20 protein-coding genes are annotated in these 25990 nt (G+C 33.0%); 8 read left to right on the forward strand and 12 right to left on the reverse strand.

Going from position 1 to position 25990, the window contains the following annotated elements; translation table 11 throughout:
• Positions 1–1857 (forward strand): M56 family metallopeptidase, encoded by a 1857-nt coding sequence (locus A8975_RS13325; RefSeq protein WP_134201103.1) that lies wholly within the window; start codon positions 1–3, stop codon positions 1855–1857.
• A 49-nt stretch (positions 1858–1906) separates the two neighbouring features.
• Here the strand turns inward: A8975_RS13325 and A8975_RS13330 are convergent, their stop codons facing one another.
• Positions 1907–3862 (reverse strand): endonuclease, encoded by a 1956-nt coding sequence (locus tag A8975_RS13330; protein WP_134201105.1) that lies wholly within the window; start codon positions 3860–3862, stop codon positions 1907–1909.
• 550 nt (positions 3863–4412) lie between these two features.
• Here A8975_RS13330 and A8975_RS13335 point away from each other — a divergent pair.
• Positions 4413–4565 (forward strand): SsrA-binding protein, encoded by a 153-nt coding sequence (locus A8975_RS13335; RefSeq protein WP_129761565.1) that lies wholly within the window; start codon positions 4413–4415, stop codon positions 4563–4565.
• Here the strand turns inward: A8975_RS13335 and A8975_RS13340 are convergent, their stop codons facing one another.
• The 3 genes from A8975_RS13340 to A8975_RS13350 are packed head-to-tail and all read right to left on the reverse strand — an operon-like array spanning position 4566 to position 8550.
• A complete protein-coding gene (locus A8975_RS13340; RefSeq protein ID WP_134201107.1) occupies positions 4566–7079 on the reverse strand; it encodes a FecR domain-containing protein in 2514 nt (837 codons plus the stop codon).
• The gene (locus tag A8975_RS13345; protein WP_134201109.1) at positions 7063–7980 is read right to left on the reverse strand and encodes a FecR family protein; all 918 of its coding nucleotides are present in this window, start codon (positions 7978–7980) and stop codon (positions 7063–7065) included. The genes A8975_RS13340 and A8975_RS13345 overlap by 17 nt, the downstream gene beginning before the upstream one ends.
• 45 nt (positions 7981–8025) lie before the next feature.
• Complete coding sequence (locus A8975_RS13350) at positions 8026–8550, reverse strand: RNA polymerase sigma factor (RefSeq protein WP_134201111.1); 525 nt, start codon at positions 8548–8550, stop codon at positions 8026–8028.
• A gap of 97 nt (positions 8551–8647) precedes the next feature.
• Between A8975_RS13350 and A8975_RS13355 the strand changes: the two genes are divergently transcribed.
• From A8975_RS13355 to A8975_RS13380, 6 genes are all read left to right on the forward strand, one after another.
• Complete coding sequence (locus tag A8975_RS13355) at positions 8648–9724, forward strand: hypothetical protein (RefSeq protein ID WP_134201113.1); 1077 nt, start codon at positions 8648–8650, stop codon at positions 9722–9724.
• Positions 9725–9903: 179 nt separating this feature from the next.
• A complete protein-coding gene (locus A8975_RS13360; RefSeq protein WP_134201115.1) occupies positions 9904–10278 on the forward strand; it encodes an OB-fold protein in 375 nt (124 codons plus the stop codon).
• A 16-nt stretch (positions 10279–10294) separates the two neighbouring features.
• Positions 10295–11050: a T9SS type A sorting domain-containing protein gene (locus A8975_RS13365; protein WP_134201117.1), complete on the forward strand. Its 756-nt coding sequence runs from the start codon at positions 10295–10297 to the stop codon at positions 11048–11050.
• Between the two features lie 4 nt (positions 11051–11054).
• A complete protein-coding gene (locus tag A8975_RS13370; protein WP_134201119.1) occupies positions 11055–11903 on the forward strand; it encodes a DUF5777 family beta-barrel protein in 849 nt (282 codons plus the stop codon).
• 9 nt (positions 11904–11912) lie between these two features.
• On the forward strand, positions 11913–12275 hold the full coding sequence (locus A8975_RS13375) for a hypothetical protein (protein WP_134201122.1): 363 nt from the start codon (positions 11913–11915) through the stop codon (positions 12273–12275).
• 5 nt (positions 12276–12280) lie between these two features.
• The gene (locus tag A8975_RS13380) at positions 12281–12823 is read left to right on the forward strand and encodes a YceI family protein (protein ID WP_134201124.1); all 543 of its coding nucleotides are present in this window, start codon (positions 12281–12283) and stop codon (positions 12821–12823) included.
• Here the strand turns inward: A8975_RS13380 and A8975_RS13385 are convergent.
• From A8975_RS13385 to A8975_RS13420, 8 genes are all read right to left on the reverse strand, one after another.
• On the reverse strand, positions 12820–13644 hold the full coding sequence (locus A8975_RS13385) for an endonuclease/exonuclease/phosphatase family protein (protein ID WP_166667476.1): 825 nt from the start codon (positions 13642–13644) through the stop codon (positions 12820–12822). The genes A8975_RS13380 and A8975_RS13385 overlap by 4 nt on opposite strands.
• A gap of 125 nt (positions 13645–13769) precedes the next feature.
• Complete coding sequence (locus A8975_RS13390; RefSeq protein WP_131507901.1) at positions 13770–15521, reverse strand: DUF4886 domain-containing protein; 1752 nt, start codon at positions 15519–15521, stop codon at positions 13770–13772.
• Between the two features lie 76 nt (positions 15522–15597).
• Entirely contained in the window at positions 15598–17451 is a 1854-nt protein-coding gene (locus A8975_RS13395; protein ID WP_134201126.1) for a family 43 glycosylhydrolase, read from the reverse strand.
• 91 nt (positions 17452–17542) lie between these two features.
• Complete coding sequence (locus tag A8975_RS13400; protein ID WP_243832990.1) at positions 17543–19234, reverse strand: sulfatase; 1692 nt, start codon at positions 19232–19234, stop codon at positions 17543–17545.
• 119 nt (positions 19235–19353) lie between these two features.
• On the reverse strand, positions 19354–20241 hold the full coding sequence (locus tag A8975_RS13405) for an alpha/beta hydrolase (RefSeq protein ID WP_134201130.1): 888 nt from the start codon (positions 20239–20241) through the stop codon (positions 19354–19356).
• Positions 20242–22845: a glycoside hydrolase family 2 TIM barrel-domain containing protein gene (locus A8975_RS13410; protein ID WP_134201132.1), complete on the reverse strand. Its 2604-nt coding sequence runs from the start codon at positions 22843–22845 to the stop codon at positions 20242–20244.
• A gap of 9 nt (positions 22846–22854) precedes the next feature.
• Positions 22855–25197, reverse strand: a complete 2343-nt coding sequence (bglX, locus tag A8975_RS13415) for a beta-glucosidase BglX (RefSeq protein ID WP_134201134.1) — start codon at positions 25195–25197, stop codon at positions 22855–22857.
• 2 nt (positions 25198–25199) lie between these two features.
• Positions 25200–25985: a prolyl oligopeptidase family serine peptidase gene (locus A8975_RS13420; RefSeq protein WP_134201136.1), complete on the reverse strand. Its 786-nt coding sequence runs from the start codon at positions 25983–25985 to the stop codon at positions 25200–25202.
• Positions 25986–25990: the final 5 nt, after the last annotated feature.

The following is a 25990-nucleotide window of genomic DNA, read 5'->3' on the forward strand; positions in this document are numbered from 1 at the left end:
ATGGAATATCTTTTAAAATCATCAGCCATAATTGTACTTTTTTATTTGTGTTATAAGCTATTCTTACAACGCGAAACCTTCTTTACATCTAATCGTTGGTTTTTAATTACAGGGTTATTTACAGCAATCGCTATTCCATTTATTGTTATTCCTGTTTATGTTGAATACACTCCTGTAACTCAAAATTTTATTACTGTTGGAAAAATTATTGAAACGCAACAAACCGAACAAGCTTTTAACTACATGCAACTACTCCCATTAGCTTACAGCATTGGAGTTGTAGTATTGTTACTAAAGTTTGGAATAGAATTATTCTCTTTATTCTCTTTATTAAAAAAGAACAGCCTTGAAAAAAGTGAAAATCATTATTACATAAAAACAAGTAAAAGCATCGCTCCTTTTTCATTTTTCAACTATATCGTTTACAACCCTTCTCATTTTAATCCTGAAGAGCTTAAACATATTATCAATCATGAAAAAGTGCATTCAAAACAATTTCATTCAATTGACATAATAATTACCCATCTTGCCACTATACTCTTTTGGTTCAACCCTTTTATGTGGTTGTACAAAAACGCGCTACAGCAAAACCTAGAATTTATTGCAGACCAAGAAGCTCAGCATGTTTCATCATGTGAAAAAAGTTATCAAATGCTATTAATAAAAGCAAGCACAAACAGCAATCAATTGGCATTAGCCAACAATTTTTATACTTCATTAATCAAAAAACGAATAGTTATGTTACACAAATCAAAATCGAACAAATTAAGAGCTTGGAAATATATATTAATACTTCCTGCTTTAGCTTTATTTTTAATGAGCTTCAACACTAAAACTGTTTATATCGAAAAAGTAATTCCTATTGAAACACCAATAATTGATTACGCTACAGTTGAAGGTTTAGACGCTATTGAACAACCTAAAGTTGCTACAACACAAAAACAAACAAAAGCAATAACTGCGACTGCTAAAGAGACATCAACCAAGAAAGTAGCTGCTGTAAAATCAAAAACCACTAAAAGTACAACATCTATCTTAGCAGATACTGAAATGTTTTTAATTACTAAAGATTTCACTGATGCTGATTTTGACAATTTAAAATCTAAGCTGGAAAGCAATGGTGCTTCGGTAAAATTTAAAGGCATAAAACGCAACAAAAGCAATGAAATAACTGCCATTAAAATTGATATTGAATACAAAAATTCAAATGCTAATTATCATGTAAAAGGAGACGAACCAATAGCAGATATTAAAATTGCACTTGACGAAGACGGTAAAAGTGTTGCAATTGGCCATGTAGAAAACAGCTTAAAAAACATCCATTTTGTATCTGATGATGGTAAAGTAAAATTCAGCCAAAACAATAGTAACAATGTAGTTTTCATTTCAAAAGATGATGATAACGTACATGCTGACAAAAAAGTTATTGTAAAACAAAACGTTAAAACAACCACCAACGGAAAAAGCAATACTGTTATTGAAATTAAAACCGATGATGACAATGTTCAAGTTATAGAATTAAACGAAGACACAGATAACGAAGAGAATGTTTTTGTTGTTAAAAAAGATAAGGACAATGTTTGGGTAACAAAAGATGTAAAAACTATTGTATTAACTGATGAAGATGGTAAAGATGTTGAAATTATAGCTTCTGAAAACGGTAACAATACTTTTGCTTATAGCAATGGCAATCCTTTATTTATTTTAGACGGAAAGGAAGTTTCAAGAAAGGAATTGAAAGACATTGATCCAAAAACAATAAAAGAGGTTGAAGTTCTTAAAGGCGAAAAAGCTGTAGAAAAATATGGAGACAAAGCCAAAGATGGTGTTGTCATTATCATTACAAAGAAAAACTAGACACCCTTATACAAACAAAAAAGCCCAAACTTAAATTTGGGCTTTTTTGTTATTCTACTATAATTTTCTTAACAATTGTTAGTTCCTCTGAGACTATGTTAAGCAAATACATACCAGGAGAAACGTTAATATTCAAATACGAATTCCCTCCTGAAATACTTTCAGTATAAACCTTACGACCATCAACAGCAAACACCTCAACACTTGCAGGATTATTAATTCCTGAAATATGAACACCTCTGCTTGTTGGGTTAGGATACACCTTTACTTGAGTGACATCGACATCATCTATTCCAAGTTCTTGATTCCAAACTTGCCCTACCATATTTCCCCAAATGTATTCCACTAAATCAGGTTGATCTATAAATGGATTTCTATTAAATTGCCATTGATACACCACATTGTTTCTGTTCATTTCAAAATCATCAGGTGGATCATTTCTGTGCCAATCTAAAAGCGTAGCTAAGTCCCCAAATTGTCCTGTCAACCCTTCTGGAAAACCATTTACAATTTCTAAACCATTATATCTAACAGCCATGTAAAATACGCTTCTTGCAACATCTCCTTTAAAGCCACCTAAAGTTCCTGAAGGTCCATTGTACTCTCCATAAAATTGGTTTCCTCTACTACTATTTTCTGGTCCATCAACTGCTCGTAGTGCATGAGCATCTGAGTTTCCATGACGAAGAGAATCTGCTGTGGTGTTCCAAAATATATCAATTCCGTCACCAACTTCATCTTCTTCAATACTATCAAACCCTCCTCTAGACCTTGGAAAAGTATGTTCTCTATTCCAAGTTCCTACATTATTAGAAGTGGTTTGAAAATCTAATTTCGCTCTTCCTTGTTCTAGATACACTAACCAAACCTGGTTACTGTTTTCAGGGTTTTGGTCGGCCTCTTTTAAAATATCAATTACATCAGTATACGTTTGAGCTCTGACCACACCTTCTTCAGCAATAATATCTTGTAACGCTTGTCTTAACGCTGTATCAGACAACTCGTCTAAACTATTGTAATATCCACTAGGCTGTGTACTTTCTACAACACCATATGTTGGGTTTATTGGAGTTCCAAAAGGAGCAACAGTAAAATCATTATCAATAACTCTAATTTTTATAAAATTATTAAATGGGATATAAGGAGGTTCTAGACCTAAAAATCGAATTAATAGCTCTTCATCACCTTCATCAATAGCATCGTCAACAATAGTTATTGTAGTAGTTACAGCGTTTTGTCCATTTGGAATAGTAACAGTTGTGGTTCCTGTAAAATCTGAAGTATCAAAAGTTCCATTGTTTAAAGTAAAATTAAACTGAAAATCTTCAGTAACGTTTTCTTGCGCTGTAAAAGTGATATCAAACGTGTCTCCTTCTCCATACTGCGTTAGCGCAGTTGAAATACTAATCGCATTAAACACAACTCCTCCACCTTCATTTAAAGCTCTTGGAGTTGGTGTTGTTGCTGTATACGAGCCATCATCATTTCTTTGAATAGAATTTGTATTGTTTGAAGCACCTTCGCTAATCTGTTCAGTTAAACCTAAAAGCGCCATTAAATTAGTATCGTCACTATCATTAGTATCATAAGCCAACGCATCAATTAAATTGATTTGAGTTGCTAGAGTACCTTCAGGAAAATCGGTATCGTCTCCTAAATAAATAGCAACTGCATCAGCTCCATTTTGAATAACATTAGGTGAAATTAAGAACTGAGGAAAAGGAGTTACAGTACTACTACCTATTAACAATAAACCATTAACATCAGTAACTGCACCATCTAAATCAATAGTCATATAACTAGAATCTCCTCCAGAAGAAGAACCATTAAAAAACACCAAAACATAACCGTTTAAAGAAAAGTTTGGTGTATCAGACTTTAACTCAACAAACTCTTGGTCATCTATTCCTGGTGTATCACAGTCCAACTCATTAATCACAACTTGACTAAATAATGTTGTACATGCAAAAAAAAGTAAAATGACTGCTAGTAATTTTTTTTTCATATTAGGGAGTTTTTGCAAATGTACGCATCAATTTAACTAGAATACATTTTGGGGTTTACCAAATCATTAATTTTAACATAAAATGAGCTAAAAACTACATCTATCTTTATTGGTTCGTATTTATATTTTTACTAACTCAAAAAGATGAAAAGCTAAAAAAACAGCCTTTTTATAACCAAAATCCCCTTGGTTTTATTTTTCACCTTCAAAAAAGCCCTACAATTATTACAATTTAAAACAAAAAACCATTTAAAAATTACAATATAAAACTTCATTTAAGACAAGTCACATATAAATTGAAACATATATGATTTTTTTACTTATCAATTAGAAGTTAATTTCATCGATTTTCATTAAAACACTTGGAGGATAGATTTCTAAAAATATATATTGAAAACTCAATCAAAAAAACAAAGATTTTTTAACAACCAAAAACCAAGAAATTATGATGACAATTGCTAAAATTTTAATTGATATTATTTTCAGTTAAGTACAACCCTAACAAAAATATAAAACTTAGTTCTAGAATAAGTTTTACTATTTTTGCTAAATGAAAAAGCAAGTCTTCAAAACCTTGGCAACAGTTAACAAAGCTTTACTACCAAGCTTCACTAAGCGAAAACTCGACATTACCAAAGCAAGTAAACTCCAATTAGCAATTATTGCTTGGAGAGCTTATGTTACAAAAAATGCTTTGGGTTAATTAAAAGTACACTCTAAAAACTGCATTGGGAGTTATACCCAACGAGTGTTGAATAGATTGTGTTACCGAATTATTTTCCAAACTGTAAAACTTATTGATTTGGTTTTCTTTGTTGAGAACATTCCATACTGAAAGTCCTAAATGGGAATTTACTTTTTCAGAAATCTTCAAATTATATATAGCAGAAACATCTACTCTTAAATAGTCTTGTAGGTTACTGTTGTTTGATGCTTCGTAATTAATTTCACCATCACTTATTGGATTTAATACCATAGGATTTGTTGTTGGTTTACCTGAATGCCAATTTAAGCCTGCTGAAACCTTAAATCTATTTGAAGAGTACGTTGTGCCAAAAGTAATTGCATGCCTAATATTATAATTACTAGGAAAAACTGTTTCTTGTAAAGATTTGAATTCATAATTGTTATCCATAAAGGAGTAACTCAACCAAGCACTTACTTTATCAAATCCTTTTCTAAGTAAAACATCAAGACCTTTTACCTCATAGCTTCCTGAAGTCCTAGAAAGTTCATATTGATTTTGAAACCCTTGACTGCGTGAAGTTATTCCATCAACATTCTTATAATATCCTTCTAAACTTAATAACCATCCTTTTTTTGAAAAACTTACTCCTGTAGAAACTTGTTTACTTGTAATTACAGGAATATTGTCATCATTAGAAAGTTGCCATCTACGTTTTTCAATTCCAAAAAAATCGTTCTGAACATTTATTACCTGAGACGTGTTTTGGTGTTTAAACTCTCCAAGAATTTCAAACGTAAAATCCTCAAGAAAACGCTGACTAAAACTGAGTCTTGGCTCCCAAATTGTTTTTTTAAACTTGTCAATATAATTAAACCTTACTCCTGCATTTATATTCGTATTTCTATTAGTTGAAGTATAACCAAATTGCGAAAACACACCGTGAGTTCTAACAACCTCTGAGACCAATAGTTTGTATAGCGGATTATCAACATCATCTAGATTAGTTACTTCAGTTTCTACAAAATGGTATCCGCTCAATAACTGCATTTTTGGGTTTAGCTTGTAATTTGAGATTAACTTTAAGCTCGTTTCAGACACCACGTTCTCTTGTAAATATCTTTGCGAATCTAGTATATTTACATTTACGGCTTTTAATTTGTAATCTGTTTCATAAACCTCAAGAGCGGTTTTAAACTTAGTATTCCACTCTCTATCATATCGTATTGCACCAGCAATACTATTTTGGGTTAAGCTACTTTCTCTTGAGTCTTCAACACCATTTACCATAGCATTTTCATTAAACAGCAGCCTGTTTGATACTGTTATAAAATTAAGTCTTAGTTCATCTTTTTCACTTATTTTATAAATCCATCGAAGCGATGCGTCATAAAAGTCAAACTCTTTATCAGAATTAATAATATCTCCCATATTTGTTTCCACCTCAGTATTTTGCGAAATACGATCAAAAAACTCATTGTAAGTTGGTGTTTTTATAAAATCGCTAATTGATTTTCTGGCAGCAAATTGAAAAGACGATTTTTTTCCTATTGGCACATCGGCAAATCCATTAACATCAGTAAGATTAGCTCCTAAGCTTCCTTTAAACTTTGTATTCAGTTCTCTTTCGGTTTTCATATCAATTGTACCCGAAACTCCATCTGTTAAAACCACATCAGTTCCATTTTTAACCAAACTAACGCTTTGTGTAATTTGAGGGTTATACATAGAAATAAGCCCGAAAAAGTGACCAGATTGGTACATTTTTATATTATCCCAAAGCAACAAATTTTGGTCATGTGCTCCACCTCTAATACTTATATTTGACACTGTTTCATTAATACTCTGAATACCAGGAAACGCTTGTACTGACTGCAAAACATCAGTATCTATAACACCTGGTAAAATATCAAACTCGTTAAAGTTTATTTGATATGTTCCGTTATTAAGTTTTTTAATACCATGAGTAATAAAGTTTGAAATAATTACTTCTGAAAGTGATTCAAAATTTGGGATTAACTCAACAGTTTCACAAGTCCTAGAAAGAAGCTCTTTAATTGGCTTTTGTAGTGTTTTACAACCTAGATACCTAACAGTTATAGTTTTTGCTTTTAAAGGCAGCTCCAACTCAAAAAAACCATTATCATCACTAACAATTAAAACAGATTCGCTCTGTATTGTTGCATTACCTAAAGGTTGCCCTTCTTTGTTTTTTAAATATCCACAAATGATAATAGATTGTTTTGCAGTTACTAAAACAAACTGGTTATTTGTGAGTGAAAAGATTAATTGGGTATTATTCTCAAGGTATTGTAATGCATCTTGCAAAGATACATTTTGAGGTGGCGGAGCAATAAAAATATTATCCACTAAATCTTGAGCATAATTGAATTGTACGTTATAACTCTGTTGTAAATTTTGAATTATTTGAGCAAGGGATTGTTGTTCTTTACTATCTTGAGCATTTATGGTAAGAACAGTAAAAAATAGAAACCAAAATAGTAAAAACCCTTTTTTAATTCTTCTTTGCATGAATTACAACAAGGTTATCAGAGCTCAGTTCAAAGGTCATATCCATAGGTTGAGTAATGGATAATAATGCACTTTCTAAATCATTATGCATAAAGCCTCCTGTAAATATACGATTAACATTTACATCTTTAAACGTAACCTCAATATTATACTGTCTCTCTAACTCTGCCAAAACTTCTTTAAAAGGCACTGAAACAAACTCACTAATATTTTCTGTCCATTTTGGTTTTATTGAAGTAGTAGTCGTTTCAGTAAACATATTATTAAGGATTCTATAACTATCTCCTGCTTGTAAAAGTCTTGATATGGTATCTGACACAACCTTAACTTTACCTTCAAAACAAACCACTTCAAAGTAGTTACTACGTTGTTTAACATTAAACTCTGTTCCAACAACAGTTACTAGTCCTTCTTGGGTTTTTACATCAAACTGACCTCCTTTTGAAACTTTAAAATAAGCTTCACCATCCAATTCAACCAACCTGTTCTCCTTCCAATCTTTTTTATTGAATGAGATAGTCGAATACGCATTTAAACTAACCAAAGAAGCATCAGGCAATTCAATGGTAGTCTTTTCACTAGCTAATGTTTCTATTTGAGTATTTGGATTAAAAACAAATAGAAAATAAATACCGAAAGCAATGACTAATACACTAGCTATTCGCATCAAGTATTTTCTAGTATTAAGCATGTAAACAGGTTTTTTATTTTGAGCTTCTAAGGCTTTGGTTTTAAACACTTCAAAAGAATCTACTTTTGAAAATTTTGATGCTTTAAAAGCTTTTGCAGAAGTTATTATTTCGTTATAAAAATCAGCATCTTCTAATTTTGAAAAAGCTTCACGCTCTTCATGCGTCAGTTCATTTCTTAACCATTTATGCAATAGGTAGTCTTTATCCATTAACCATCATTTTATATATAACAACTTAACCCTAATTAATCCTGATTATTTAATTTTAAAATCATCCAATCCTTCTTTCAATTTGTCAAATGCTGAATAAATTCTATACTCAACAACTTTCTTGGTAACGTCTAACATTTCAGCTATTTCAGCATGTTTTTTACCTTCAACTTTACTTAGCAAAAAAGCGACTCGTTGCTCTTCGGTTAAACTCTCCAGTACAGCTTGGTAACGCTCAAAATACTGTTCCTTCTCAAGTAAAAATTCGGGAGTTTCGTTTGTATATTTCTTAGGTGTTTCTTTTTCAAATTTCATCACCACTTTTTGATGCTTTATTTCATTCAACATCATGTTATTGGCAACAGTGAATAAAAAAGATTTTGCTTTACTTAATGTTACTTTTTTACAATTATCCCATAATTTCATAAAAGCATCTTGCGCTTTATCACTAGGGTTGTACTGAGCTCCATATTTATAAAATAAAAAGTCGTTTAAGTCTTTTGAATACTTATTATAAACACGTTCAAAAACAGTTTCTTCGCAGATATTTTCTTTTAAATCTTTTGACAATTTGAGCACTTTAATTGCCTAAATGTATATAAATATTTTTTAAAGTGTTCAGGAGTTTTTAAAACTGAGTTGTTTAATAATAAACATTGCTTATAAAATGAAATTACAATTAAAAACCTTTTTTCTACCACTACTAGCTTTAGCTATTTTAGCTACATCATGCCGAAAAGAAGAAGTAGTATTTGAGCAAGCTCCAGAAGAAGAAACTCTAGTAGCCGGATCAGTCGTTGCCAATTTAATGCAACGCACTGCTATGAATGATGGCTCTAATGATAATATTATTGATAACGCCAATTGTTTTAATGTTGAACTTCCTGTAACGGTTATTGCCAATGGGCAAGAACTTGTAATTAACACTACTGATGATTATGAAGCTATAGAAATCATTTTTGATGATAGCGACGATGATATTGACTCTCTTGAAATCATTTTTCCTATTACAATCATTTTTTCTGACTTTAGTCAAACTACAATAAACAACATAAGTGAACTACAAAACTTTGCAAATGACTGTAATGGTGAAAACCAATATGACGATGACATTGAATGTTTAGATTTTCAATACCCTATTACAGCTTCTTTTTTTAATACAAACAATGAAATTATAAACACTGTTACTTTCACAAATGACTTCATGTTGTTTGATTTTATTGATGAAATAGATGAAGATGATTTAATTACTATTGGGTTTCCTATCACTGTTGTTTTACAGGACAACACCGAGATTACGATTAGCAATTTTACTGAACTCGAAACAACAATAAACGCTTATGCTGAAAGTTGCGATGAAGATGATGACAATGATTACAATGATGACGATTGCGACAATTGTTCTCCTGTTGAATTAGTGAATATACTTACAAGTTGCAATAGTTGGATTGTTGATAAACTAGAACGAAATGATAATGATTATGACGATTTATATGATGGTTATACATTTCAGTTTTATGAAGAAGGCACTGTTTATGCTTATTATTTAGGAACTACATACAACGGAACATGGTCAACTAACGGTAGTGAAAACGATATAACAGTAACAATAAACATTACAGGTTTACCATATTGTAATAACGATTGGGTTTTACATGAAATCCAACAATATTCTGGGGAAACCAAAGTAGATCTTAGAGTTGGTGGTGAAGATAGATTGAGATACGAGAGTACTTGTAATTAAAAATACACTTAGTGATTGTGTTAGCCAAAGGAAAAGATTAATTGAAAAAGAAAAGTTCCACTATTATTTGTTTTTCCTAAAAGCACAACTAAGTTCTTAGATTGATGTTTAAACTGCTTCAACAATGTTGGAGCAGTTTATAAAAAAGTAAAGTCTAGGTTTTAAGCTAATGAGACAACATGAAAAAATGGATCGCCATAATAATCCTCATTATTATTGCTCTTATAGCATATAATTACATCTATCAAGACCATAGAGATATTGGAAATGAAGAAGCTGAATTTGTATTTAAAGCTTCAAATTTTTCAGCCGAATTTTCTATAAACCCCAAAGCATCTGAAAGTAAATACCTAAACAAAACTATTGAAGTGGATGGAACTGTAACTGATTCTGACAAGAACAGCATCACATTAAACAACAGTATTTTTTGTCAATTCAATACACCTCTAGACAACATCGAACGAGATAAAAACATAAAAATAAAAGGACGTGTTATAGGCTATGACGATTTACTAAACGAAATCAAATTAGACCAATGTATAATTATTAATTAACCAAAAATAAATTCAAATGAAAAACAATTACACACTCAAAACAATTATTGCCCTAATGTTCTTTACCGCATTTTGTTTTAATACAAATGCTCAAGTGAGGTTAACAGTTGTTAATCCATCAACAGGAGAAGTTACTATGCACAATTATGGAGGAACTACAGTAGACATTAGTAATTACCAATTATGTAATTTCCCAAGTTACAACCAATTAAGCTCTTTAACAGTTACTCAAGGCTCATTAAACTTAGCAGCTGGTGCTGATGTAACCGTAATAACCACAGTAATCAGTAATCCTAATGATGCAGAGTTAGGTTTATACAATTCTGCTAGTTTTGCATCATCCGTTGCTATGCAAGACTATATGCAATGGGGTTCTGCTGGACATCAACGAGAAGTCGTTGCGGTAAATAAAGGAATTTGGACAGCAGGAACTTTTGTTAATGTTGCGCCTCCATTTGAATATACTGGAAATGGTGGGCAAAATGGAGCTCCTTTTTGGGATACTTTATTAGGACTAGAGGATTTTGAAAACATTTCAAGTTTTAGTCTAACACCAAATCCAACAAACACTGTTTTAAACCTTAATTTTTCTCAAAGTGCTTTTTCAGGAGAAGTCGCGATTTACAACCTTTTAGGTAAGCAAGTAAACTCAAAAAACATAAGCAATACAAACCTAGCTACATTTGATGTCTCTTCATTAAATAGTGGTATGTATATTATTACAGTTACTTCTGAAAGCAATAAAGAGAGTAAACGTTTCATTAAAAATTAAAAAAGTGCTCTATAGAACTCTTTTAATAGTATTATTCCCATTCCTTGCATTTTCTCAAGATAGTTTGCTAGACGAAATCGATACAGACTCTTTAGAAAATCAAAAAACTATAGCGGTTTTTAAAGGACTCAAAATTGTAAATTTTGAGTCCACAAAACTGGTATCTAAAAACGAATTCACTTTTGTAGTTGCTCACAGATTTGGAAGTATAGAAAATGGTTTTGACACCTTTTTTGGTCTTGATGATGCTGTCACTAGATTGAATTTTATTTATGGAATTTCAGATGCATTTAACATTAGTGTTTCTCGTAGTTCTTATCAAAAAATTTATGAAAGCGCAATTAAATATCGCTTAGTATCACAACACGACAATGGATTTCCTTTTACTATCGTTGGTTATAATTCTATTCTTGTAAATACCGCTTTAGAAAAAGACAATTTACCTAAGTTAGAGTTCAAACACCGTTTAGGCTATACAGTACAATTATTAGCTTCAAGGAAAATAAACCATAATCTTTCATTAGAGATTGCTCCTACTTTTTTCCATGACAATTTTGTACAATTTGATGAGCAAGACAATTCACAATTTGCTTTAGGTTTTGGTGGTCGTTATAAACTTGCAAGCAGGTGGTCTTTAAATGTAGATTATGGTTGGCATCTCAACAGAGCTTCAAATTCTCCTTTTAAAAATCCGCTTTCAATAGGTGTCGATTTAGAAACAGGAGGACATGTATTTCAAATGCATTTTACCAATGCACAACCAATGAACACTAATGGGTTTTTAGGACAAAGTACAGGCGATTGGAGTAATGGTAATATTTATTTCGGATTTAATTTAAGTAGAGTTTTTTAAGAATTTAAAATGAAAAAATTAACACTCATTATAAGTTGTCTTTTTATAGTCACTAATAGCTGTACCGACGCTAGCGAAGAAGACTTAATTGATGCTACCCCAATAATAGAGAACATTACCTACGTAAATGATGTTAAACCATTAATTGACAACAACTGTATTTCGTGTCATAACAACCCTCCTGTTAATGGTGCTCCAATGCCTTTACTAACTTATGAAGATGTAAAAAATGCTGTTGAAAACAGAGGCTTAATTAGCAGAATTTCATCAGAAGATACTGGATTTTTAATGCCTTTTGGTGGCCCAAGATTACCTCAAAACATAATAGACATTGTTATACAATGGGAAGTCGATGGACTTTTAGAAGAATAAACATAATGAAAAAAACACTATTAATAATACTGCTTATTAGCTTCCAAAGTTTTTCTCAAGGTAAATTTTTGACTAAAACAGGCATACTAAACTTTGAAGCTTCAGTCCCTTCATTTGAAGAAGTTGCGGCAACCAATAACTCAGTAACAGCAATACTTAACACTGAAAATGGTGAGTTTGCAGCTTTAGCTTTAGTAAAAGGGTTTAGGTTTCAAAACGCATTAATGGAAGAGCATTTCAATGAAAATTATGCTGAATCCTCAAAATTCCCAAAGGCAACATTTAAAGGTAATTTAGTAGATTTTTCTCTTTCAGAAATTGAAACCGAAACGCAAATTAAAATTGAAGGCGAATTAAGCTTTCATGGAGAAACCAAAAAAATTGAAAATATTTCAGCATCAATTCAAAAAAAAGGAAGCACAATTACTTTAAAAGGAAACTTTAAAGTTTTAGCTTCAGATTTTAACATAAAAATCCCCAAAATAGTTAAGAACAAACTGTCCAATGAAATCCTTGTAAGCTTTGATTTAAAACTTATTCAGAACTAAAAACTCGCTTCTATTAGTACTGGTAAATGATCTGAAGGGTATTGCATATTCCAATTATCACTTAACACTGCATATTTGTTTATTTTAACGTCAAATGAAACGAAAACATAATCGATTCTTCGCGTTACAGGTTGGTCAAAATGAAATCCATTAAATGTACCTTCAGGCCCAAAATCTAATTCTGCAACTATTTTAGAATCTTTTAAAGTTTGCGTAATATAATCAACACTTTCGTGATTAGGTTCCATATTAAAATCGCCAGTTAAAAACACAGGATGATTTTCTGTATTTAAGCTTTTAATTTTATCTAAAATTAAAACAGCGCTTTTTGAACGTGCTTCCTTACCTACATGATCAAAATGCGTATTAAACACCCAAAATTTCTTCATGGTAGTTTTATGTTGAAACAAGGCATAGGTACATACACGATTACAAACTGCATCCCAACCCATTCCTACTCTATCTGGTGTTTGCGACAACCAAAAAGTTGAAGATTCTAAAACTTCTAAGTCATCCTTCCTATAAAATATTGCTGAATATTCACCTTCATCTTTACCATCATCACGACCAACACCCACAAAACTATAATTGGTCAATAAAGCATCTAAATCCTTCATTTGATTTGGCATTGCTTCTTGTACACCTAAAACATCTGGTTCATAAAACTTGATTTGATTCATCATAAAAGGCTTTCGGTTAGTCCAACTATTTTTACCTTCTTTCGGGTAATCTAACTTTATGTTGTAGCTCATAATTTTCAGCTCTTGAGATGTAGCCGAAAATGAAATAATTATAGCTATAATGGTAAAAAAACGTTTCATAATCATGAATAAAAATCTTTATATATGTTTAAATCTATGCATAAATAGTTTAGTAAAAAAGCCTCTTTAAATGTATTTGATGTAAACATTTAAAGAGGCTTTTTTCATTGTATAAACTTATGAGTTTATTGTGGAGATATTCTTAAAGCATTAATATAATAAAACTGGTTTCCGTTATTATTAGAATCTCCAGCTGCAACCTTTAAGATAATTTTACCGTTAGCATCAGCTTGTACATTCGATATACAAACTGTATTTGTTGCATTATTTGCAGCGTCTAAGTTTGCAGATTGCTCGTTAGCTCCAACAAGAGTATATTTAGTATCTCTATTATCGCTTACATTATTTCTTGAAGCAAAGAAGCAAAATTCATAAGTATCATTTGATTCAAAACCTGAAAACTCAATAATACTCTCTTCAATTGGGTCATTTGATCCCCAAGCTAAAGCATGAGAATAAAAATTAGATTTTGATACTGAATCATCCATATTTAAATCAGTAGTTGTAGATCCTGCTCCTGAAGTATTATTAACACCTCTAAATCTAGAAGTTGTAGCAGCCTCAATACCTGTAAACTGTCCATTAGTGTAAATCATATTTGGTATTGCAACACCTTCTAAAAAGCCTGTATAAGCATTCCATCCATCAGGATTATCACTAGTAGAAAAGTTAATGAATACTGGTTGAGTTAAAATACCATTTCCACCTGGATCTTGATAATCAGTTAACTCAGTAATTTCATTAGGCGTCAACACTGCTTCGTGTGCTGCTTGTTGAGCCAATTCTATATACAAAGGCAACATACCATCTGGAGAATATGAATTCCCTATAACCGACTCTCCAAACAGGGTTTCATACCAAGTACAAGAAGCAATATATTTACCAAAATCGTTTAAGTGATAACCATCGCTTGTAAATCCGTCTCCTAAAAAGCTTGTTCTTGCATTTTGAATTGCAGTTCCAGCAGGTACAACCATTTCTACAGGAATTAAATTTTCAGCTAAAATGTAAGCATCTATAATTCCGTTAAACATCGTCATTTGGTCATTGTTATAGTTTGCAAAACCAGAATGCGTTGAATTTTGTGCATAAGCCCAAGTTTTATGTAAGATATACTTAGTACATGGGTTACTATTATGACTTCTTACAGCATTATAAACAATTGGAAGTGGGTTTATGAAGGTTTCAAAAAGTCCTGACTCATAACTTGCTTGCTGAAAACTAATATAGTCCCAGTTCTCGTCAGCTACAGCCTCAGAAATAGAAACTCCAGAAGTTACTGTACGAGTTCCATCTAGGTCAATTTTTCTGTAACTATAACTATTTGAATCAGATGATGCGTTTGTAGCATGAGTATCTAAGTTTGCACCACCAATATACATGTTCCCTACAATTACTTGCTTACCTTGAGCATTAGCTAATCCCCAAAAATGCGATTCTAACGCGTCTTCAGAAAAACTATTACCAATAGCTAAGATTTTTAAAATTCCATCATTTTCATCGTCAATAACCACTTGAGTAGATGAAGAAACTTGACCATCATCTGAGTTTAAGCTCAATGTCACAGTTCCCTCCGCAAGTGTTTGAATAGTTATTGCAAATGTTAATGGGTCAACAGTAAAATCAACTAAATTAGAAGGTTCAGCTGACCATGTGTAGCTTCTTGATGGAAAAATAACATTATTAAATTCTGGGACAATTGTATATTGACAACTTGTCGCTAAAGTTAAGTCTCCTTCAAGTAATGCTTCAGTTTCTAAATTTGATGTTGTATAATCGTCAGATGTTCTACTACACGAATAAAAATTGATAACTAAGAATGCACAAAGACAAAAATGTGCCAACTTAATTAATTTGCTGGTTGTGAGATTTTTCATATTTATAATTATTAAGTTAATATTCAGTTTTAAAATAAATTTATTATTGTCTATAAAATTAAATTTGATTCATTTTTTACTCTACAAAAATAGTTTCAGTTTGTTCCGAAATACCATTTTCATTATACGCTTCAATGGTAAAATAATACGTTGTATCTCTATCTAAGCAGCGCATAAAATGCTCATTAGTATCATACACTTGCCAAGACTGGTACAGTTTGTCTGGTGCTATTCCCCAACGGATGTTATAGCCTTGAGCACCTTCAACTTTATCCCAAGAAAATGATGCATCTCTACGGTCTTTTTCGCGGTTGATTTTGAAGTTAGACACCTTGTTTGGTGCTTCACCTAAACCTAATCCGAACACTCTAACCTCTGACATTGCAAAGTTGTTCCCTGGTACTTTGATGTTATTATATCTAACGTATTTTGCTTTTACAGGTTTGCCTAAAACTAGATAAGCGTTTGGTGCGTCAATCTCAGATTTACTTCTATCAACAACGGTTTTCCAGTTTTTTCCATCTTCTGATGTTTCAATAGTAAATTGATGTTTTAATCCTTCAACTCTAGTATAAATTCCAGATTCGTGATCGTGATAGTTTAGCTGAATAGCGTGTACGGTTCCTTCATTTAACAATTCGATTGTAATCCATTGTTTATCGTCATTAGCTTCGGCAACCCAAAAGGTTTTAGGGTTTTCGTCGGTTAAAACTTTTGAAGTTATTTGTCCTTCAGCATTCGTTTCTGTTGGGATTTCTTTGACTTCAACTTCATCATCATTAGACGTAAATTTCATGATTTGTTGAAGTGAAGACGATACAGTTACATTGCCTTTATACGATAATAACATCCAACCGTTATGTTGTCCGGCTTTTGTTGGATGATTAGCACCATAACGCGGATAATCGCCGTACGATGTGTTGCTGTACATTAAACCGTCATCATCAAAATAAGTGGGAAACATACATAAACGACGTTCCCATTGCGCATTAGATGCCAACGCCATCGTTGCAAAATGCCAGTATTGACCGTTGGTTTGCTTTACTGTAATACCGTGTCCTGCACCATTGGTAAATCCTCCAGGTTTAAAACTCATCGGATTGTTTTTCATATAGGTGAAAGGTCCAAGTGGCGAATCGCCAACATATACACCATCTGCGTACACATTAAATTGTGTACCAGGTGCAGCATATTGTAAATAGTATTTTCCGTTGTGTTTAGTCATTGACGCGCCTTCCATATAACCTTCTTTTAAAGTTGGATGAAAGTTGTTTTCGCCAAAACGTTCCCAACCGTGCTTTTCTTCATCTAAATTTATCAGCTCTTTTCTAACACCAGTCTCTAAGAAACGGTCATCTTTGTTCAGCATTTTTACGCGAATTGGATGTAGGTTAGAACTTCCCCAATATAGATACGACTTACCATCGTCATCAATAAATAATTCGGAATCTTGAATGTTGTTTGAAATGGAAGCAGTTGGTGTCCATAATCCTTTTTTAGGGTCATCGGTATATAAAATACTTCCGTAACCAGCAGGATCGCCAGCAAAATATACTAGCGAATCTTTGTAGTTGAAAGCTGTTGGCGCATTGCTGCCTTCAAAAAACCATTGTTGCGGTTTGATGAATTTCCAGTTGACTAAATCTTTGGAATGCCAATACCCAAAAGATCGTGTCACAAACATATAATATTCGCCTTTAAACTCAATTACAGCAGGATCTGCACCAGAACGATACGATTGATTTCTAGCAGAATTGTAAACCATATAGGTATAGTCAATATCAAGCGGATTGATATAGGTTTGCATGGTATCTATTACTGTTGTTTCAGTTTTATTATCTTCTATAACAACAGTATTTTCTTGTTTTTGTTTACAAGATACCATTGCTATAATTACGAATGTGAGTTGTATGCTATGTTTTAATTTCATCTGTTAATTTTTATTGTTTTTCAATCGTCAGATGGAACATCTTAATAATATGTTCACTAAGTGACTTGAGATTAACCAGAGATGTTTCATTTTAATGATGATGATATTTTGATCCTGTGTTACCTCTTAATCTGTCAAACTGCTTGTAAGCATTATCTACACGTTGCTTTGGTGCTTTTTCAAATTCTTTTTCGGTAACCTTGTATTGTTGTTGTAATTCGGCTAAACGTGTTCTTAGTTTGGTTTCAATCTCGTCGTAATTTTCGTCATCGATAAGATTAGTTAATTCTTTCGGATCGGTTTGTAAATCATATAATTCCCACTCATCAATATCGTCATACACGTGAATTAATTTATAACGATTGGTACGAACACCATACATTTTCTTAACCATATGGAATGCTGGGTAATCATAATAATGGTAGTAAACCGCATCTCTAAAATCTTCGTTATTTTCAGTACCATCTAATAAACCTGCAAAGGATTTTCCTTGCATATCATTAGGAATGTCAACATCTGCAAAATCTAAAAAGGTTTCAGCAAAGTCGAGGTTTTGCGTTAAGCCTTCAACAACAGTTCCTGGTTTAATTTTTTCAGGATATTGTATTAATAATGGCATTTTTAAGGATTCTTCATACATAAAACGCTTATCAAACCATCCTTTTTCGCCTAAATAAAAACCTTGGTCTGATGTGTACACAAAAATGGTGTTTTCGGTTAAACCGTTAGCATCTAAATAATCTAAAATCTTCCCAATACCTTCATCTACCGAAGCTATCGTTGATAAATATTCTTGCAGATAACGTTGTCCTTTCCATTCAGCTAACGCCTTTCCGGATAGGTTAGCATCGTGAAAGGCATCATTTTTTGGTTGATAGGCTTTATCCCAAGCAGCACGTTGCTCTGGTGTCATACGTTCAAAATCAGTTTTCCAAGGATTCCAAGCCAATTCTGGACTGCCTTTTTCTTTGGTCATTTTAAGGTCGTGACCTTCGTACATATCACGATAAATAGTTTGCAATTGCTCTTTTGATGCAGTTGAATTTTCGTGCTTTGTAAAATACGTATCAGGTAACGGAAATTGAACCGAATCGTACTTATTAACGTGACGTAACGCTGGCATCCAATTACGATGTGGTGCTTTGTGATGCACCATTAAAAAGAAAGGTTGGTCGCTGTTTTTCTTTTCATCTATGTAATCAATTGCGTAATCTGTTATTAAGTCGGTTGCATAGCCTTTAACCACAGTTGTATCTGGTAACTTGGTTGTCCAATGCGCAGTGGTATCAATGTGTTTTTTGTTGATGTGAACCGTATCTTGAATCTTAATAAACTGCGGATTGTAATAGTTACCTTGGTCGTTTAAAATATTCCAGTGATCAAAACCTTCAGGATAACCGTGTAAATGCCATTTACCTACAATTGCAGTATTGTAACCTGCTTCTTTTAGCAATTTTGGAAGCGTTTGTTGTGAACCATCAAAACGGTCGCCATTCATTCTAAATCCATTAACGTGACTATGTTTTCCTGTTAACACTACAGCACGACTTGGTCCGCAAATAGAATTAGTACAAAAATTATTTTTGAAAATTGCACCGTTTTTTGCCAATCTATCAATGTTTGGTGTTGGCGCCAGTTGACCAATAGGATGACCATACGCGCTAATGGCTTGCGCTGCGTGGTCGTCTGCCATTATGTAAATGATGTTTGGTCGTTTTGAGTTTTCAGTTACATCTGTATTGTTAGCTTCTGATTTGTTTTCTTTGCAACCTACAATCGTCAATAAAAAAGTTAATAGTAGTAATAAAAACAGAGTGTTACCAATACTCTTGTTCTCGATACATTTCGACTTTTGAGTCAAAATACTCGAACTGACGCTTTTATATGTATTCAAAAAATGCATTACTTTTTCGTTTTTATAATTTTAGTTTGAATAACTTCGTCATTAAGTACCGTACGCTCAAAAAAGTTGAACACAATATCCAATTCTTCATAAGGAATTCTGGAAATTTCGTGACGTGCTTCTTTAACAATATTGAAATAAAAAGACGTTTCAAATTCCTCTAATTTATCAGCAATAATTTTAGAACCATCTAGCATTATATAACCGTCTTTTGTTGGTGCGCAATAATGGTGTGGCGCATTTCCGTAAGGTACCAGTTGGTCTTTTGTACCGTGATACAACACAGTTGGCACAGCGTTTTCTGGTGTCATATAACTTGCATCTACAATAGCACCAGCGCAAGAAAAGGCACCTGCAAATTTTACATTGCTGTAATCTTCAGCATTATCTACAAAATACTCGCGCATAAAAACTGCATTTAGAATACCTTCAGCACCAGCGCTACTACCACCAGCAATGATTTTTGTAGTATCGATTTGAAGCTCGTTAGCGTGTTCAACTACATATTTTGCAGCATCCATATAATCGATAGCAGCTTGTTTAAAGGTCTCAAGCTTTTCGTCTTTTGTACAATCGCAACCAAAACCTGTTTTTGTACCTTTTCTTAGCAAACGGTACGAAATGGAAATACCAATGTAATTCTGCTCTTTGGCTGCATATTTTACTAAATTTTCATCGTCTATATAATCTCTATGACCAACTGCAAATCCGCCACCATGCATCCAAAGTAACACAGGTAACGTGTCTGTTTTTTTGATGTTTTCTGGTGTGTAAACATCTAGTTTTAATGTGTCTGCTCCTTTGATGGAATACGTGTAAGTTGCTTTATTTTGTGCAGAAAGTGTTAACACAAAAAAGAATATAAATACGTTTATTACTAATTTCATTTAGTCTAGTTTTTCAATTAAAATGCCGCTAATTACAGGTAACCCTTCAATAGCGTTGAGTTTTAAAGTTAGTCCTTTTTTTGTTTGAATAGTTGCCTGAAGCGTTATACCATATTTTTCTGGATAAGCTTGGGCTAAATTCAATTGCTTTTCGATTAGTATATCGTTAATATACACATCAAAAATGCGTTGTGTTTTATTACTTTCTGATGTTTCTTCTGAGAGGTTATAAATGTTTTCAGTTGGCTTAATTTGTGGTTCTACGAAGTATAATTTAATGTTGTAATTGCCTTCAGGAACGTCTAGTTGATATTTAGTACAACCTTCTAATAAGGCTTGAAATAAAGGTTCCTCATCCGTGTTTTTAATATTATGTGGCAGACCTTGATTTTTATCTTTGGTCATCCCATAAGCTGAACCATCTTTATATCCAAACCATCCTTTTTTATATTCTTGGTCTGGTACAAATGTGATGTTTTGTGCTTCATCATAAAAGTTAAAATGCGCACCTAAATTGATGCCAAAGCGTTTAAAGTTTTTAAAGTCAAAAGCTTCAATACGATTGACTTGCATTGTTTTTTCTTCAGAAAAATTTTCAGTTGAAATTCTAATAGAATTATTACCATTTTTGAAAGGCATATCAATAGAAACAATACCGTTTTTTACTTTAAAACCACCTAAGCTTTTACCATTCAAACTAACATTAACATCATTTTGATTAGAATATATTTGAATAGGAAACAGTTCCTCTTCAAACAAAGTTATTCCTTCTAAATAATCTGTTGCGATATGTATGAATGGTTTTTTATCGTCTAAAACCGATTTGTACCAATAGTAAATGTCTTTTGGTGTTCGGTCGTATTGCACCAGTCCTTTTTGGTTAACGTGCGGAATAGCATCGCCACGAAATTCTGAACCAAAATCGGCAAAATTCCAAGCTGTCATTCCTGTCATAAACGGTCTTTCTGTAATCTGTTTGTAATACGATTGATGCAGTTTTGCTTGATAATTGGTAGAAAAATCGAATTTTTTAGGTGTTTTGGTAAAAATTCTAACATCTGCACCCGGACCATATTCCGACAACAATAACGAGCGTTTTGGAAAACGTTGATGTTGCTGGTCTAAGAATTTACCTAAATCTTCAATTTGTGCATCATACCAACCAAAGTACAGATTCCAACCAAATAACATTGGTAAGTCTGCGATACCTGTTTCGTTATAGACTTCATTTAAATGACCTGCCATAACTGTAATGTGGTTTGGTGCCAATTTTTGGGTTAAATCCTCTAGCTGGTTAGCGAGTTTTAAAGTCGTTGTTTTTAATGCTTCTTTTTCTTTATCCGATGATTTTTTATCAAATGCTAAACGCAGAAAAATTTCATTCATGTACCCAAACATCACAACACTTGGGTAATTGTAATATTGTTTGATGTGCTCGTTTTGCATTGTATTTGAGACCTCAAAAAAGGTTTCAGAATCGGTCACTTTATTTACTATCGGTATTTCAGTCCATACCAAAATTCCAAGTTCGTCACAAAGTTTATATAGTTCTCTAGAATGCGGATAATGTGCAAAACGTATCACATTTGCACCCATATTTTTAATAAGATGAATATCTTGTTTTTGTAGCTCTATGGGTACTGCATTACCATAATCTTTATAATCTTGATGACGATTTACGCCAATTAATTTTATTGGTTTTCCGTTAAGAAAAAAGCCTTTTTCAGGATCTACAGTTGCCCAACGAAAGCCTAAATCGGATTGTTTTCGGTCTAAAATGGTTCCGTTTTTATCACTTAAGGTTAGTTGTAATTTGTATAAATATGGATTGTCTGGTGACCACAATTTTGGGTTTTTAATTTCAGGAAACATGACCTTAACGGTTTCGGTTTTATAGGATTTTAAAGTTAATCCTTGATGTTCTTCTCTAATACGATTTCCTTCGGCATCTAAAATTTCAAGATATAAATGTGCATCGGTTTTGGTTTCAAAATTATCTATCAATATATCAACTTTTACACCAGCTTTGTCGTTGGAAACGTTGTAATAATTGACATAAAAACCATCAGACGCAAAATCCTTTAAACTAAAATGCTGTTTTGGGACTTTGATCAATTCCACATCACGATAAATACCACCATAAAAAGTGAAATCTGCATCTAATGGCGGAATGTTGTCGTTGTGAGAATTATCGACTTCAACTTCAATTAAATTATAAGCATCAAAGTTTAAAAGCGATGTAATTTCAAAATTAAACGCTGTGTAACCACCTTTGTGATTGGTTGCTCTTTTTCCGTTAATAAAAACAGTAGCTTTCTGATTTACAGCATTAAATTTCAAATAGAAAATCTGGTCTTTATCTTGAGAAGACACATAGATTTGTTTTTTGTAATAGCCTAAACCACGACGATAACCAGAGTCATCATCAAAGGCATCTTTATCATTCCACGTATGCGGAATATTTACGGTTTGCCAATGTATTTTATCCTCGGAATATTGCCAACCCGAATTGATGGTTTTTGATAAAGAAAAACACAAAAAAGGGAAAGCCACACATAATATGAGAGAAAGGGGAAGCGTCTTATATTTAATGTGTGGCATCATAGTTAGCTATTAGTCTAAAAGTTTGAATGAATTTTTTAGCGCAACATCAGAGTTTGTGCCGATAGCAACTTTAAATTCACCAGGTTCTGCAACAAAATCTAAATTAGAGTTGTAGAATTTTAAGTCTTCAACCGAAATTTTAAACGTTACTGTTACAGTTTCTCCCTTTTTAATGAATACTTTTTGGAAGCCTTTAAGCTCTTTTACTGGTCTTGTTACACTACCAACTAGGTCTCTTATGTATAACTGTGCTACTTCTTTTCCGTCGTAATCACCAGTATTTGTAATATCTACCGAAACATTAATTGTATCGTTTTGAGACATCGATGTTTTATCTAGTTTAAGCTCGCCGTACTCAAAATTGGTGTAGCTTAATCCGAAACCAAAAGGATATAAAGGTTCGTTACGAACATCTAAATAATTGGTTTTGAATTTTTCAAAATGACCTTCGTCGTTTCCTAATGGACGACCTGTATTTTTGTGATTATAGAATAACGGAACTTGACCAACATTTCTTGGGAATGTTGCAGTTAATTTTCCAGAAGGATTAACATCACCAAACAACACATCTGAAATAGATAAACCAGCTTCGCTACCAGGAAACCAAACATTAAGGATCGCAGGAACAGTTTCATTCTCTTCAACTAACGTTAAAGGTCTACCTGTAAACAGTACTAAGACAACCGGTTTTCCTGTTTTTAATAAGGCTTGTAATAAATCTTTTTGAACTTGCGGAATACCTAAATCTGTACGACTACTACTTTCGCCACTAAACTCAGCAGACTCACCAATAGTAGCTACAATAACATCAGATTTTTTAGCGATTGCTAAAGCTTCATCAAGCATTTGTTGATCTGTTCTTCCATCTCTTGGAATATCTTTACCGAACATTGTAGCGCGTTTTTCTAAATCTAAATCGTAATCTACATTACTTCCTTTTGCATATAACAAATTAACATCGTTACCAACGGTTTGTTGTAAACCGTCCCAAACCGAAATAGAACTTTGATGATCTGTAGATACAGACCAAGTACCAGCCATATTACTATTAGCTTTAGCTAACGGACCAATAACAGCAATAGTACCAGATTTTTTTAATGGTAAAAGCTGATTGTCGTTTTTTAATAATACTGAAGATTCTGCACCAACAAGACGTGCATAATCTCTATTTTCTTGTGTGTAGGTTTCGTTTTTAGCACGTTCTTCGCTGCAATATTTGTAAGGATCGTCAAATAAACCTAATTGGTATTTTGCGGTTAACACACGTGCAACAGCAGTATCAATATCTTCCATAGAAATTCCACCTTGGTCTAACGCACCTTTTAAAGCATGCGTAAAAGAGGCTTTAATATTTGGCGAATCACCAGCCATATCCATATCTAACCCAGCTTTTAATGCTAGCGAGGTCACATCGTATTCGTCACCCATTCCGTGTGCACGCATTTCGTAAATACCAGTGTAATCAGACACTACAAAACCATCAAATCCCCAATCATCACGAAGTAAATCGGTTAATAACCATTTGTTTCCTGTTGCAGGCACACCATCAATCTCGTTAAAGGATGCCATTACAGAGCCAACACCTTCGTCTACAGCAGCTTTGTAAGGCGCTAAATATTCATTATACATACGAATACGACTCATATCTACCGTATTGTAATCTCTACCTGCTTCTGGCGCACCATATAAAGCAAAGTGTTTTACACAAGACATTAAGGTATTATTTGCAGCCATATCATCTTGCTGATAGCCACGAACCATAGCGCGAGCAATAGCGCTACCTAAAAACGGATCTTCACCATTTCCTTCGGAAACGCGTCCCCAACGTGGATCGCGAGAAATGTCTACCATTGGCGAAAAGGTCCAGTTAATACCGTTTGCACTAGCTTCATTAGCTGCAATTTGTGCTGTTTTTTCAATCATTTCCATATCCCAAGAGGCTGATAAACCTAACGGAATTGGGAATGTGGTTTTAAAACCGTGAATTACATCCATTCCGAAAATAAGCGGAATACCTAATCGGCTTTTTTCAACTGCTATTTTCTGAACTTCATAAATATTTTTTGGATCTTTAATATTGAAAAGACCACCAATTTTTCCGTCTTCAATCTTTTTTACAACATCAGTACTTTTTGAAGAACCTGTTGTAATTGGACCTGTAGCTGGAAGATTTAATTGACCAATTTTTTCATCTAAAGTCATTAACCCGATAATGGAATCTACTTTAGCTTGATAAGGGTTGTCAGTATTTTTCGATGTTATTTTATTGCTATTGGTGTTGCATGATACAGCGGTTAGTAAACCAAAACCAATTGCAAGGGATTTTATGTTAGTAAGTTTAAGCGTTGTCATTATTATTTTTTTGATTTAGAGAAAAGCCATGTTAATAATCCAGGTTCTGCAAAAGCAGGATCCCAACTATTGTGGTTTGCGTCTGAGTATAAAGTGAAATTCGGTTTTCCGCCATTTTCTAGAATAGCATTAACCATTTTCATTGAGCCTTTTGGGTCTATAACATCATCGTTTGCACCGTGAAACACCCATAATTCCACCTTAGTAGCGTAATTTTTAGTTAATTCAGCATTACCGTCACCGCAAATGGCAAAAGCAGCAGCAAACATATCTGGTTGTCTTGATAGAATTTCGAATGTTCCCATTCCTCCCATAGACAATCCACCAACATAAACTTTGTCTGTATTTACATAGTCTTTGCTAGTAACGTCTTGCATTAAATCTATAACCAATTGCATTGGTGTTGTCGCTTCTTTATCTTTAGGAAAGATTAACTTTCTTGGAAAAGATGATCGGTCTACATCCGCATTAGACCAAAAACTTTCTTTAGGACACTGAGGAAAAATTACTATTGCAGGAAATGCACCACGATTGGTTTTGTCTGCAAATAATTTGCTTCCGTGTGCTAGTTGTCTTTGGTTATCATCACCACGTTCACCTGCACCATGAAGAAATAATACCACAGGATATTGTTTATCTTCTGAAAAATTTTCGGGATACATAATACGGTACTTAAGCGTATCTCCATCTTTTATATGTTTCTTTTCTTTAAATACATCTTTTTGCGCAAATGCTATTGCTGAAATAAATAACAAACAAAAAGTAATTTGTGTTTTAATGTGTTTCATTTTAG

It is taken from the genome of Meridianimaribacter flavus (genome assembly GCF_004366715.1).
In the GTDB taxonomy this organism is placed as follows: domain Bacteria; phylum Bacteroidota; class Bacteroidia; order Flavobacteriales; family Flavobacteriaceae; genus Gaetbulibacter_B; species Gaetbulibacter_B jejuensis.

Bases quoted from the DNA above. Each gene is read 5' to 3' on its own strand.
- A8975_RS13325 (WP_134201103.1), top strand. From the start codon at position 1: ATGGAATATCTTTTAAAATCATCAGCCATAATTGTACTTTTTTATTTG.
- A8975_RS13330 (WP_134201105.1), bottom strand. From the start codon at position 3,862: ATGAAAAAAAAATTACTAGCAGTCATTTTACTTTTTTTTGCATGTACA.
- A8975_RS13335 (WP_129761565.1), top strand. From the start codon at position 4,413: ATGAAAAAGCAAGTCTTCAAAACCTTGGCAACAGTTAACAAAGCTTTA.
- A8975_RS13340 (WP_134201107.1), bottom strand. From the start codon at position 7,079: ATGCAAAGAAGAATTAAAAAAGGGTTTTTACTATTTTGGTTTCTATTT.
- A8975_RS13345 (WP_134201109.1), bottom strand. From the start codon at position 7,980: ATGGATAAAGACTACCTATTGCATAAATGGTTAAGAAATGAACTGACG.
- A8975_RS13355 (WP_134201113.1), top strand. From the start codon at position 8,648: ATGAAATTACAATTAAAAACCTTTTTTCTACCACTACTAGCTTTAGCT.
- A8975_RS13360 (WP_134201115.1), top strand. From the start codon at position 9,904: ATGAAAAAATGGATCGCCATAATAATCCTCATTATTATTGCTCTTATA.
- A8975_RS13365 (WP_134201117.1), top strand. From the start codon at position 10,295: ATGAAAAACAATTACACACTCAAAACAATTATTGCCCTAATGTTCTTT.
- A8975_RS13375 (WP_134201122.1), top strand. From the start codon at position 11,913: ATGAAAAAATTAACACTCATTATAAGTTGTCTTTTTATAGTCACTAAT.
- A8975_RS13380 (WP_134201124.1), top strand. From the start codon at position 12,281: ATGAAAAAAACACTATTAATAATACTGCTTATTAGCTTCCAAAGTTTT.
- A8975_RS13385 (WP_166667476.1), bottom strand. From the start codon at position 13,644: ATGAAACGTTTTTTTACCATTATAGCTATAATTATTTCATTTTCGGCT.
- A8975_RS13390 (WP_131507901.1), bottom strand. From the start codon at position 15,521: ATGAAAAATCTCACAACCAGCAAATTAATTAAGTTGGCACATTTTTGT.
- A8975_RS13395 (WP_134201126.1), bottom strand. From the start codon at position 17,451: ATGAAATTAAAACATAGCATACAACTCACATTCGTAATTATAGCAATG.
- A8975_RS13405 (WP_134201130.1), bottom strand. From the start codon at position 20,241: ATGAAATTAGTAATAAACGTATTTATATTCTTTTTTGTGTTAACACTT.
- A8975_RS13410 (WP_134201132.1), bottom strand. From the start codon at position 22,845: ATGATGCCACACATTAAATATAAGACGCTTCCCCTTTCTCTCATATTA.
- bglX (WP_134201134.1), bottom strand. From the start codon at position 25,197: ATGACAACGCTTAAACTTACTAACATAAAATCCCTTGCAATTGGTTTT.
- A8975_RS13420 (WP_134201136.1), bottom strand. From the start codon at position 25,985: ATGAAACACATTAAAACACAAATTACTTTTTGTTTGTTATTTATTTCA.